Here is a 12710-nt window from a genome sequence, read left to right as displayed (position 1 = left end):
TTTAGATTAAAATGCTGTTTTTGTTTAAATGATTAAATTATTATATCGTTTTGGTTATATTTAAATGATAATTATATTTATTATAAAATATAAAAGCCCTTTAGTTTTTACTTCACTAAAAGGCTTATTGTAAGAAATAGATTGGCGTTATTAAGCTTATTTGAAGCGTGACTCAACAGCTTGAGCAAGAATTTCAATAAGTTGTTCGGTATCTTCCCAACCAAGACATGGGTCGGTAATAGATTGGCCATAAACTAACGGTTGGTCAGAAACCACTTTTTGTGTGCCTTCAACTAAGAAGCTTTCTGCCATCACTCCACTGATAGCGGTCGAGCCATCTTTTATTTGCTCCGCAATATCTCGTGCAACTTCGAGTTGGCGACGATGAATTTTTTGACAATTACCATGGCTGAAATCGACCACTAAATGCTCTGGTAATTCAAATTTACGTAGTTTGTCGCAAGCTGCGGCTAAGTCACCGGCAGTGTAATTAGGCTGTTTACCGCCACGCATAATTATATGCCCATGCGGGTTACCACTGGTTTGGTAAATCGTCATTTGCCCGTTTTTATCCGGTGATAAAAACATATGCTGTGCTTTTGCCGCTCTTATCGCATCAATAGCAATATTTATATTACCGTCAGTCCCATTTTTGAAACCAACAGGGCAAGACAGTGCGGATGCCATTTCACGATGGATTTGGCTCTCTGTTGTACGGGCTCCAATAGCTCCCCAACTAATGAGGTCTGCAATATATTGTCCAGTAACCATATCAAGAAATTCGGTTGCTGTAGCTAGCCCTAATTGGTTAACTTCAATCAGTAACTTGCGTGCTAAGCGGATGCCTGTATTGACTTGGCAAGAATTGTCGAGGTTAGGGTCTGAAATTAACCCCTTCCAGCCAACGACAGTACGCGGTTTCTCAAAGTAAGTTCGCATGACAATTTCTAAACGGTCTTGATGACGTTCTCTTAATACATTTAATTTTTTCGCGTATTCAATAGCGGCATCGATGTCATGAATCGAACAAGGGCCGACAATGACAAGTAGACGAGGGTCTTCACCAGATAGAATCTGTTCAATTCGTTTACGTGACGTTGTCACGTTGTCAGCAACTTTTTGGGAAATAGGAAATTCATCAGCGAGAGTTTGTGGGGTAATTAAGCTATCCACTCTCGCAGTACGTAATTCATCAGTTTTGTGCATTTTCTTTCTCAAAAAACTTTAATAGGCATATGCCCTATAAGTGATTAAGATCACAATAAACGAATGTGGCTTAATTTCAACCTCCAACTTAGCAGGAATGAATATTTTTTTTATTAGTATTGATTAAAATATTCGTCTTTGTAAGCCCATGGTATCAATCACTTTTGCAGAAATCTCTTCAACAGAATAGTTCGTTGTATTTAAGTAATTGATTTTATTTTGTCTAAATAAAGCTTCCACTTCCGCTATCTCAATACGACATTGCCTGATGGATGCATAACGGCTATTTTCACGGCGCTCTTCACGAATGGCCGCTAACCGTTCAGGGCTGATAGTTAAACCGAATAACTTATGAGTATATGGGCGCAACGCTACAGGTAACTGTAAGTTATCCATATCATCAGCCGTGAATGGGTAGTTTGCGGCTTGGATACCAAATTGCATCGCTAAATAGAGACTTGTTGGCGTTTTACCACAACGTGAAACACCAATAAGTATCACTTGGGCTTGGTCTAAATTACGTAAAGAAATCCCATCGTCATGAGCTAGAGTGTATTCAATGGCAGCTATACGTGCATCATATTGATTCATATTCTGCATAGACAAACCATGAGTTCGATTGAGTTTCGGCTCGGGTTCTAGGCCAACTTCCTTTTGAATTGGGGCGACTAAACTTTGGACGATATCTTGGCAAAATCCGGCACTTTGGGTGATGATTTGCTTTACTTCAGGGGAGATAATCGAATAGAACACTAAAGGGCGCAACTGGGTTTCTTGGAAAATAATATCAATTTTTTGTTTAATTTCCTGGGCGCGGGCTTCGCTTGTCACAAACGGCAGAGTATAAGAAATAAATGACAGAGGAAATTGAGAAAGTACGGCGTGTCCCAAAGTTTCAGCGGTGATTGCTGTCCCATCAGAAATAAAAAAAACAGTGCGTTGAACTTGGCTTGCCATATTATTCATTGTTCCTAATTCGGTCATCATTATTCGTCTCTTATTGTATTTATCACTGGATATTGGGAGATATTATCTTTGTTTAAAGTTTAAAAATTAGTTTGTAGGGGGAACTATAGCCATTTTTTGAACGATTTTTAGAACAAAAAAGTTTTCTTCAGTGATGGAACGATTCACCAGTCCATCTTCTCTTATCGTCTGTGCTAGTCTATTTCACGAGGCGAATTTTCGCCAACGAGATTTTTTACGATTTGTACTCTGTCACTAAATTGCTATAAAAGGATCGCTTTCAATGTCCACAAATGGCCTCACTCCGTGTAATGTACTTTGGTATAACCAATTAGGGATGAATGATGTTGACCGTGTAGGAGGCAAAAATGCTTCTCTCGGTGAAATGATCACTAACTTATCTGATCTGGGAGTATCCGTACCTAACGGTTTCGCGACAACCGCACAGGCGTTTAATGATTTTCTGGAGCAGAGCGGTGTAAATCAGCGCATTTATAACCTGCTAGATGAAACGGATATTGATGATGTGAACCAACTGGCTGTAGCAGGTGCTCAGATCCGTCAATGGGTGATTGATACCCCACTGACGAAGGAGTTGGAACAAGATATTCGTGATGCATTCGCGCAATTGTCAGAAGGTGAAGCGGAAGCCTCATTTGCTGTCCGTTCATCGGCAACCGCTGAGGATATGCCTGACGCTTCGTTTGCAGGGCAACAGGAAACATTCCTTAACGTTCAAGGGATAGACGCAGTATTAGTTGCGATCAAACACGTTTTTGCTTCACTGTTTAATGACCGTGCGATTTCATATCGTGTTCACCAAGGTTATGACCACCGCGGTGTAGCGTTGTCCGCGGGCGTTCAACGTATGGTACGTTCAGATTTAGCCTCATCGGGTGTTATGTTTACGATTGATACTGAATCGGGTTTCGACCAAGTCGTATTTATCACCTCTGCGTATGGTTTAGGTGAGATGGTGGTGCAAGGCGCTGTGAACCCAGATGAATTTTATGTTCATAAGCCAACACTAACCAATAACCGTCCCGCGATTGTGCGTCGTACACTGGGCTCTAAAAAATTACAAATGGTGTATGCCAACAGTAAAGAGCACGGTAAACAAGTACAAATCGAAGATGTGCCAGAAGCGCTACGCAATCGTTTCTCTTTAACTGATCTCGAAGTGGAAGAGCTTGCACGCCAAGCTATACAGATTGAAAAGCACTACGGTCGCCCAATGGATATTGAGTGGGCAAAAGATGGTCATAATGGGCGTTTGTATATTGTCCAAGCAAGGCCAGAAACCGTTCGCTCTAATCAACAAGTGATGGAGCGTTATCAATTAAAACAACAAGGACAAGTTTTAGTTGAAGGACGTGCAATTGGTCATCGTATTGGTTCTGGGGTTGTTAAAGTCATTCATAACTTGAGTGAGATGGATAGAATTCAGGCCGGTGATGTACTCGTTACCGATATGACTGACCCTGATTGGGAACCTATCATGAAAAAAGCCGCTGCGATTGTCACAAATCGTGGTGGACGTACCTGCCATGCCGCAATTATTGCTCGCGAATTAGGTATTCCAGCTGTTGTAGGATGTGGTGATGCAACTGACCGTTTGCACGAAGGCCAAGAGGTGACCGTTTCTTGTTCGGAAGGTGATACGGGCTTTGTGTATGAAGGAAAACTGGCGTTTGAAATTCACAGCTCTGAAGTGAGTGATATGCCAAATCTAGATGTCAAAATCATGATGAACGTCGGCAACCCTGACCGTGCATTTGATTTTGCTTGCTTACCTAATGAAGGCGTGGGTTTAGCGAGACTTGAGTTTATCATCAATCGTATGATTGGTGTTCACCCAAGAGCGCTGCTGGAGTTTGATAAGCAATCTCCTGAGCTACAAGCAGAAATTCGCCAAATGATGGCAGGTTATGATGACCCAATTGAGTTCTATATTGGCAAATTAACCGAAGGAATTTCGACTCTAGCCGCGGCTTTTTGGCCAAAACGCGTTATTGTTCGTCTATCTGACTTCAAGTCAAATGAATATGCCAACTTAGTCGGTGGGGATATTTATGAGCCTGAAGAAGAGAACCCAATGCTAGGTTTCCGTGGTGCTGGCCGTTATGTGTCTGACAGCTTCCGCGCCTGTTTTGCATTAGAGTGTGAAGCGGTTAAACGTGTTCGTAATACTATGGGTCTAACGAATGTTGAAGTCATGATCCCATTTGTGCGGACAGTTGCACAAGCGGAGTCAGTGATAGCAGAACTGGCGAAACATGATTTAAAACGTGGTGAAAACGGCTTAAAAGTCATTATGATGTGTGAAATACCATCAAATGCTTTACTGGCTGACCAATTCCTCGAACATTTTGACGGTTTCTCTATCGGTTCGAATGATATGACCCAGTTAACATTAGGCCTTGATAGGGATTCAGGTGTTGTTTCTGAATTATTCGATGAACGAAACGATGCAGTTAAAGCGATGTTATCCATGGCAATACAAGCTGCAAAACGCCAAAATAAGTATGTAGGTATTTGTGGTCAAGGGCCATCCGACCATCAAGACTTCGCCCAATGGCTGGTCGATGAAGGTATTGATAGCTTATCTTTAAACCCTGATACTGTCGTACAAACGTGGCTAACAATAGCTGAAAATCAATAGTTATCTCGTTTATTAATTATCAGGCTGAATGTGAATTACATTCAGCCTTTGCATTTACTTGATTAAAACTGCCTATTATAGAAATTGATAAATACTATTATAAGTAGATTAATATTAAACAGTTCTGGATAACTGTCCGCATAATACTTTTTAGGTATAAGCTAAGCGTAAATAAAATATAATTACTCTCATTGTGAGTATTAAGTTTTAAAAGGATAGTATACCCTAAATAAGTGTAACGAAGATTAATTAATTATATAACGCTAAAGGAGTAAGATTACTGATAATAATGTCAGAAATTGATGTTAATCAATAATTATAAGCTGATATTCTGATTGGGACATGAATAGTATTCATATTAAATTAAGATAAAAAAAAAGCCTATCATGGGCTGACAGGCAAAGACTACACACAGCAATTCAGTTAATAAAACCACGCCTAAAAGGGGATGGCATAGCTTTGTAGATCTATATGATTGAATAATCAAATGTTAAACTATTCATATTATACAATCATTAAGAACACTCTCAATATTAATATTAATCATTGTTACTTAAAGAGAATTAATTCAATAGATTTATGTTAACATAAATTAGCCTAAATACTAACGTTAGAATGTTAAATATTGTTTCTAAATATTAATGAAACGGGATTTATTAAGTTAGCAGGCATGTATTGCTTGAACATGCCTGCAACTAATTAGTGGTATGCTACTTTTTAATCAAAAACTCTTCTTCTAGAAACTTTTCAGTTTCTGTTAAGTCTTCATTTGGAACCGCGACTTCGTTCATCCAAGCTTTTAGTAAGCTATATGAAACTGCTAATACAACTGGACCAATAAACAAACCAATCATACCAAATGATAGGATCCCACCAATAACACCAATAAGGATCAGAACCATTGGTAAGTCTGCACCCATTTTAATTAACCATGGGCGTAGAACACCATCCATGGTAGCAACAACAGCGGCCCATATCGCAAGAATAATTCCCCAGGTTGTATCACCCGTCCAAAACAGCCAAATGACAGATGGCACCATGATGAGTAGAGGCCCCAACTGTGCCACACAGCAAATAAACAATAAGACAGTCAAAATTGCCGCATAACCGATACCTGACAGGGCGAGGCCAATTCCACCGACTATGGCCTGAATTAGCGCAGTCACGACGACACCAAGGGCAACAGCTCGAATAGATTGTGCTGCTAATACGACGGCAGCATCCCCACGGATCCCTGCGAGACGAACAGCAAAGTGACGTATGCCAACCATGACAGATTCGCCTTTAAGGTAGAGCAAGCCACTAAATAGCAACATTAGCATCAAGTGAAAAATAAATCTTCCTGCGCTAATGGCCTGCGTGGCAAACCACCCCGCAGCTTGGCCAAAGTAGGGTTGAATTTTAGCCAGTAAAGCATTACCACCACTAGCGACTAAACTATGCCACGCATAGTAAATTTTCTCACCGACCATTGGGATGGTATTTAGCCATTCTAAATCAGGTAATGTTAGGCTTGACGGTGATTTGGCTAAATCAATGAGTGGGGTGCTATTTTCAATAATACTGCCGATTAGAATACCTAATGGGATAACGAATAGCAGTAATATAAGAAGAACCATCACTAATGCCGCTAGCCAGCGCTTGTGCCATAAGCGAGCTTCTAGTCTTAATAATAGTGGCCAAGTAGCAATGACCATCATTCCAGCCCATACAAAGCCAAGAATAAATGGATTAAGTACCCAAAAGCAGGCTGCTATCATTAAAACGATGGATAATAGGCCGAAAATAAGTTTGGGAAGATCCAAGCGTTTTTGCGATTTTTCCATTAATGATTGATCCTTTACAAATGAAAATTCTGCGTGTGTGGCAAATTTTTAGGTGAAAATAACGTAATTATTTTTCACGGTTAAAAAAAACAATATTGTGGTATGGTTCATGATGGCAATGTCATCAGCGGCTGTACTGTCTTTACAGGCTGTGAGGGTAATTCATCATAGACCTCAGACACTATTGTGCAACTTAAAATAAAGATAGTACATAACGAGTAATGCGAACACTAAACAACAAGAGTCATCGTTAATAATGATCCCGCGTATATCAGAAGCTCCTCATCTTAGTCATTTAGTCATTGAGTTCTTGCATGAGCTACAAGAACAGGGTTTTACTGGGGATAACGGCACCAGCTATGCTGAGCGTTTATCCATGGCGACAGACAATAGTATTTACCAATTATTACCTCAAGCGGTTGTGTTTCCACGTTCGAGTGCAGACGTACAAATTATCACTCGCCTTGCAGGGCAAGCAAAATTTCGTGAGCTTAGCTTTACACCTCGGGGAGGGGGAACGGGAACCAATGGGCAATCCTTAACCGAAGGGATTGTTGTGGATATGTCCCGTTATATGAACCGCATTCTAGAAATAAATCCAGAGCAAGGGTGGGTTAAAGTTGAGGCTGGGGTTATCAAAGACCAATTAAATCAATACCTCAAACCTTACGGTTATTTCTTTTCACCTGAATTATCCACTAGTAACCGAGCAACATTAGGTGGGATGATCAACACTGACGCATCAGGCCAAGGCTCATTAGTTTATGGAAAAACGTCTGATCACGTATTAGGCGTCAAAGCCATGGTGTTAGGTGGGGAATGCCTAGATACACGCGCTATGCCTATCGAACTCGCCCAAACGATTGCGTCAGAAGATTCTACGGTGGGACGCATTTATAAAATGGTGTTAGAACGCTGTTTAGAACAACGTTCATTAATTGAAGAAAAATTTCCTAAGTTAAACCGTTTCCTAACTGGTTATGATTTACGTCATGTATTTAATGATGCATTAACTGAATTTGACCTTACCCGTATTTTGACTGGGTCTGAAGGGTCTTTAGCTTTTATTACCGAGGCGACACTGGACATTACACCTTTGCCAAAAGTACGGCGCTTGGTAAATGTAAAATATGACTCTTTTGAGTCCGCATTGCGTAATGCACCTTTTATGGTTGAAGCGAAAGCATTGTCTGTTGAAACCGTGGATTCAAAAGTACTTAACTTGGCAAAAGAAGACATCGTTTGGCATTCCGTCAAAGCCTTAATTACGGATGTGCCAAATAAAGAGATGTTAGGGTTAAACATCGTTGAATTTAGTGGTGACGATGAAGATGAAATCAATCAATTGACTGAAAGCTTGTGCCAACGCTTAGACGAATTAATGGCGAATAATCAAGCCGGAGTGATTGGCTATCAAACTTGCCATGATCTTGAAGATATTACGCGTATTTATAATATGCGTAAAAAAGCGGTTGGGTTGCTGGGGAATAGTAAAGGCGCAGCGAAGCCAATCCCATTTGTTGAGGATACCTGTGTTCCTCCTGAGCATCTTGCTGACTATATAGTAGAATTTCGTGCATTATTAGACAGTCATAACTTGAATTATGGCATGTTTGGCCATGTAGATGCAGGTGTCTTACATGTTCGTCCTGCACTTGATATGTGTGATCCGCAACAAGAAGTATTGATGAAACAAATTTCTGATGAAATTGTGGCATTAACCGCGAAATACGGTGGACTACTGTGGGGGGAGCATGGGAAAGGTTTCCGTGCACAATATAGCCCTGAATTTTTTGGTGATGTGTTATACGCTGAACTGCGTAACATCAAAGCCGCTTTTGACCCCGATAACCGCTTGAATCCAGGTAAAATTTGTCCACCTGCGGGGCTGGATGCACCGATGAAGCAGGTTGATGATATCAAGCGAGGAACGTATGACCGGCAAATTCCAGTCCAAATGCGCCAAGAATTCCGTGGTGCAATGGAGTGTAATGGCAATGGGCTGTGTTTTAATTTTGATGTGAAAAGCCCGATGTGCCCGTCGATGAAGGTGAGTGGTCAACGAGTCCATTCCCCGAAAGGCCGCGCGACACTTGTTCGCGAATGGTTAAGGTTACTAGCGGAACAAGGCATTACACCAGAACACCTTGAAAAAGGTATAACACAAAGCCAACCATCATTGCGTGGTCTTATAGAGAAAACACGTAATACTTGGCGTGCGAAGCAAGGCGATTATGACTTCTCTCATGAAGTGAAAGCATCAATGGCAGGGTGCCTTGCCTGTAAAGCCTGCTCAACGCAATGCCCGATCAAAATTGATGTCCCTTCATTTAGAGCGAAATTTTTAGCGCTGTACCATGGGCGCTATTTACGTCCTATTCGGGACCATATTGTTGCAAACGTTGAAGCGAGTGCGCCATTACTTTCCAAAGTACCGGGGGTATTTAATTTCTTTTTACGTCAACCGATGGTGCAAAAATTGAGTCAACACACGATTGGCATGGTAGATTTGCCGTTGTTTTCTCAACCAACGTTGAAACAAGAACTTTCAGGACATGCCGCGGTTTCTGTCACGCTTGAGCAACTTGAAAGTATGACGAGTTCACAGCGTGAAAAGTATGTGCTGGTGGTTCAAGACCCTTTTACCAGTTATTACGATGCCAAAGTAGTGGCAGATTTTGTCCGCTTAATCGAAAAATTAGGCCTTAAACCTGTATTGTTACCGTTCTCACCGAATGGAAAAGCACAACACATCAAAGGTTTTTTAGCGAAATTTGCGAAAACAGCGCGTAAGACTGCGGACTTTTTAAATCGAGTGGCAAAGTTACAGTTGCCAATGGTCGGTGTTGACCCTGCACTGGTACTTTGTTACCGCGATGAATATCATGAAATTTTAGGCAAAGAGCAGTGCCAATTTACGGTGATGTTGGCACATGAGTGGTTAATGACATTGCCTGAACCACACAATGTGCAAACGGCTTCGGCACAACCGTGGTATTTTTTCGGTCATTGTACGGAATCAACGGCTTTACCTAATAGTGCGAACCAATGGGCTGCGTTATTTGCTCGCTTTGGGCAAACATTGAATAATGTTAGTGTTGGCTGTTGTGGCATGGCAGGGACTTATGGACACGAAGTGGCCAATCTTCAAAATTCAAAAGGTATTTATGACTTATCGTGGAAAGGCGCGATGTCTTCTTTGCCTAAAGATCGCTGTTTAAGTTCAGGTTATTCTTGCCGTAGCCAAGTTAAGCGAATGGAAAATGTATCGATAAAACATCCGATTCAAGCCCTGTTGGAGATAGTTTAATGATTTGGAAACGTCAATTTAATTTGCAGCAACTCGATGAAATGTCAAAAACCTGCATGTTAGGGCATCTCGGTATTGAAATCACGGCAATTGGAGATGATTATTTAGAGGGAATAATGCCTGTTGATCATCGTACCAAACAGCCTTTTGGGTTATTGCATGGCGGCGCTTCTGTTGTGTTAGCCGAATCTTTGGGTTCAATTGCGGGTTATATGTGCTCGGAAGGGGAACAAAAGGTGGTCGGGTTGGAAATCAATGCCAATCATGTTCGTGCTGCTCGCTCAGGGGTTGTGAGAGGTATTTGTAAACCGATTCATTTAGGACGTCGCCAGCAAGTGTGGAATATTGAAATTTTCAATGAACAAGGCAAATTGTGTTGTACTTCTCGCCTGACAACTGCGGTATTATTTGAATAATAACCATTCTAACTGTAGGGTTTTTTGGCTAATCAAAGGCTAAAATGCCCTATAAAACCCTTGTATTTATGTGGTTTTATGACCGTTCTTTCTATAAATTCATTTTTATCAAGTTAATTAAGTTGTATAATAAATGCACCTTTATTAATTTGTGTCATTTAAGTGTATTATTTAGTACAAATTTAAATAAAAAATACAACTCTATTTATTTATTGCTTATCAATGAGTTAGACTTGTTTTTCTAGGGCGTTGTTTGTTTTTTAATCTAGTAGTGAGCAAGAAAAGAGCTAAAATAGCTATAACCTCTTAAAACAAATGGTTGAAGTCAATTAGCTAATCATTACCATAGGGTAGGCAGAGTTAATCTCTTGATAACAGGCTGAAAAGCCATAAGAAATGTGGGGTCAATATGACTGACGGTGTAGAGACATTTTCATTTGATGAAAACAATTGGCAGGGAGTTAACCTGACACAAAGCGCTGCAAAACAAATCAAAAAATTGATGGTGCAAAACCCAAACACAAAAGGGCTTTCACTCGGCGTAAAACAGTCTGGCTGCGCAGGTTTCGGTTATGTGTTTGAGATGATCGAAAACCCAACAGACCAACACCTGTTATTTGAACTCGATGGCGCACACCTTTATGTGCCAAAAGAAGCAATGCCATTTATTGATGGCACAGTCGTTGATTTTGTCCAAGAAGGGCTGAATCAAATTTTCAAATTTAATAACCCGAAAGCCCAACATGCCTGTGGGTGTGGTGAAAGCTTCGGCGTTTAACATGTGAAGTCAGATTATGTCACAGAGCAATGTAGAAGTTGGCGATGATGTTCAAAGCTGGCTTGATGACCAGCGTTATAAAGAAGGCTTCTTTACTGAAGTCGCAACTGATGAAATGGCGAAAGGTATCAACGAAGATGTGATCCGTGCCATTTCAGCAAAACGTAATGAGCCTGAGTGGATGCTTCAATTCCGTCTTGATGCCTTTAATCACTGGAAAGGCATGGAAGAACCTCATTGGCTGAAAGCGAATTACCCAAATCTCGATTATCAGGACTACAGCTATTATTCTGCGCCATCTTGTGGCTCATGCGATGATACTTGTGGTTCGCAAACTGGTGCGACACAAGGCACTGGTGTGGCTGAAACCAATAACTATTTAACAGCTGAAGTTGAAGAAGCCTTTAACCAGTTGGGTGTTCCTGTCCGTGAAGGGAAGGCCGTTGCGGTTGACGCAATTTTTGATTCGGTCTCGGTATCAACAACTTACCGTGATGACCTCGCGAAACATGGGGTGATTTTCTGCTCATTCAGCGAAGCTATTCAAGAGTACCCTGAACTGGTACAGAAGTATCTAGGGTCAGTCGTTTCGAGCCATGATAACTTTTTTGCTGCATTGAATGCGGCAGTGGCTTCAGATGGCACATTTGTGTATATACCAAAAGGCGTACACTGCCCAATGGAGCTATCAACGTATTTTAGGATCAACGCAGCCAAAACAGGCCAATTTGAGCGTACGATTTTAATTGCCGATGAAGGTAGTTATGTCAGCTATATCGAAGGGTGTTCTGCACCTGTTCGTGATAGCTATCAGCTCCATGCAGCGGTTGTTGAAGTGATTATTCATAAAGATGCTGAAGTTAAATATTCAACTGTCCAGAACTGGTTCTCTGGTGGGGATAGCGAAGCGGGTGGGATCCTGAACTTTGTGACTAAACGCGCATTGTGTGAAGGTGAAAATTCAAAAATGTCATGGACACAGTCAGAAACTGGCTCTGCCATCACATGGAAATACCCAAGCGTCATCCTTAAAGGGGACAACTCAGTCGGTGAATTTTACTCCGTTGCCTTAACAAACGGCAATCAGCAAGCGGATACCGGAACGAAAATGATCCATATCGGGAAAAATACCCGTTCCACGATCATTTCTAAAGGTATTTCTGCGGGTAAAAGCCAAAACAGCTATCGCGGTTTAGTGAAAATTTTACCAAGTGCACATAATGCTCGTAACTTTACCCAATGTGACTCTATGTTAATTGGTACACAGTGTGGTGCACATACTTTCCCATATGTGGAAGTGAAAAATAATACGGCACAGCTCGAACATGAAGCAACAACCTCACGTATTGGGGAAGACCAGTTATTTTACTGTTTACAACGTGGTATCAGCGAAGACGATGCAATTTCAATGATTGTAAATGGTTTCTGTAAGGATGTGTTCTCGGAGCTTCCATTAGAATTTGCCGTAGAAGCACAAAAATTACTGGCGATCAGCTTAGAGCACAGCGTTGGCTGATCCTAATCGAGTTTATTTGCGCTAAAGCGC

General features: G+C 41.2%; 8 protein-coding genes. 5 read left to right on the top strand and 3 right to left on the bottom strand.

Features of this window, described 5'->3' with window-relative positions:
• Positions 1–156 precede the first annotated feature (156 nt).
• Together G6Q48_RS06930 and ppsR are read right to left on the bottom strand one after the other, a co-directional pair.
• Positions 157–1206, bottom strand: coding sequence for a 3-deoxy-7-phosphoheptulonate synthase (locus tag G6Q48_RS06930; RefSeq protein WP_102140646.1), 1050 nt, complete (start codon positions 1204–1206; stop codon positions 157–159).
• Positions 1207–1329: 123 nt separating this feature from the next.
• Positions 1330–2193, bottom strand: a complete 864-nt coding sequence (gene ppsR, locus G6Q48_RS06925) for a posphoenolpyruvate synthetase regulatory kinase/phosphorylase PpsR (protein ID WP_102140647.1) — start codon at positions 2191–2193, stop codon at positions 1330–1332.
• 262 nt (positions 2194–2455) lie between these two features.
• On the opposite strand from ppsR, the gene ppsA reads away from it, so the two are divergent.
• Positions 2456–4834, top strand: a complete 2379-nt coding sequence (ppsA, locus tag G6Q48_RS06920; protein ID WP_102140648.1) for a phosphoenolpyruvate synthase — start codon at positions 2456–2458, stop codon at positions 4832–4834.
• Between the two features lie 710 nt (positions 4835–5544).
• Here ppsA and ydiK read toward each other — a convergent pair.
• Positions 5545–6660: an AI-2E family transporter YdiK gene (gene ydiK / locus G6Q48_RS06915; RefSeq protein ID WP_166265289.1), complete on the bottom strand. Its 1116-nt coding sequence runs from the start codon at positions 6658–6660 to the stop codon at positions 5545–5547.
• Between the two features lie 256 nt (positions 6661–6916).
• Here ydiK and ydiJ point away from each other — a divergent pair, with 256 nt between their 5' ends.
• The 4 genes from ydiJ to sufB all read left to right on the top strand — a co-directional run bounded on the left by ydiJ (position 6917) and on the right by sufB (position 12680).
• On the top strand, positions 6917–9970 hold the full coding sequence (gene ydiJ / locus G6Q48_RS06910; RefSeq protein ID WP_166265286.1) for a D-2-hydroxyglutarate dehydrogenase YdiJ: 3054 nt from the start codon (positions 6917–6919) through the stop codon (positions 9968–9970).
• Positions 9970–10386 (top strand): 1,4-dihydroxy-2-naphthoyl-CoA hydrolase, encoded by a 417-nt coding sequence (gene menI / locus G6Q48_RS06905; RefSeq protein ID WP_166265283.1) that lies wholly within the window; start codon positions 9970–9972, stop codon positions 10384–10386. Before ydiJ ends, menI begins: the two co-directional genes overlap by 1 nt.
• Before the next feature lie 409 nt (positions 10387–10795).
• Positions 10796–11164: a Fe-S cluster assembly scaffold SufA gene (sufA, locus tag G6Q48_RS06900; RefSeq protein WP_102139709.1), complete on the top strand. Its 369-nt coding sequence runs from the start codon at positions 10796–10798 to the stop codon at positions 11162–11164.
• 16 nt (positions 11165–11180) lie between these two features.
• Positions 11181–12680 carry a Fe-S cluster assembly protein SufB gene (gene sufB / locus G6Q48_RS06895; RefSeq protein WP_102139708.1) on the top strand — a complete coding sequence of 500 codons (1500 nt, stop codon included), beginning with the start codon at positions 11181–11183 and terminating at the stop codon, positions 12678–12680.
• The last annotated feature ends 30 nt before the right edge of the window (positions 12681–12710 follow it).

This window comes from Providencia sp. M-27, assembly GCF_011077905.1.
In the GTDB taxonomy this organism is placed as follows: domain Bacteria; phylum Pseudomonadota; class Gammaproteobacteria; order Enterobacterales; family Enterobacteriaceae; genus Providencia; species Providencia huaxiensis.
The sequence above is the reverse complement of the archived record's forward strand: the minus strand, read 5'-3'. Positions and strand labels throughout refer to the sequence as shown.

What these genes read in the sequence shown, in the direction of transcription:
- G6Q48_RS06930 (WP_102140646.1), bottom strand. Translation starts at nt 1,206, where the DNA reads ATGCACAAAACTGATGAATTACGTACTGCGAGAGTGGATAGCTTAATT.
- menI (WP_166265283.1), top strand. Translation starts at nt 9,970, where the DNA reads ATGATTTGGAAACGTCAATTTAATTTGCAGCAACTCGATGAAATGTCA.
- sufA (WP_102139709.1), top strand. Translation starts at nt 10,796, where the DNA reads ATGACTGACGGTGTAGAGACATTTTCATTTGATGAAAACAATTGGCAG.
- ydiK (WP_166265289.1), bottom strand. Translation starts at nt 6,660, where the DNA reads ATGGAAAAATCGCAAAAACGCTTGGATCTTCCCAAACTTATTTTCGGC.
- ydiJ (WP_166265286.1), top strand. Translation starts at nt 6,917, where the DNA reads ATGATCCCGCGTATATCAGAAGCTCCTCATCTTAGTCATTTAGTCATT.
- ppsA (WP_102140648.1), top strand. Translation starts at nt 2,456, where the DNA reads ATGTCCACAAATGGCCTCACTCCGTGTAATGTACTTTGGTATAACCAA.
- ppsR (WP_102140647.1), bottom strand. Translation starts at nt 2,193, where the DNA reads ATGATGACCGAATTAGGAACAATGAATAATATGGCAAGCCAAGTTCAA.
- sufB (WP_102139708.1), top strand. Translation starts at nt 11,181, where the DNA reads ATGTCACAGAGCAATGTAGAAGTTGGCGATGATGTTCAAAGCTGGCTT.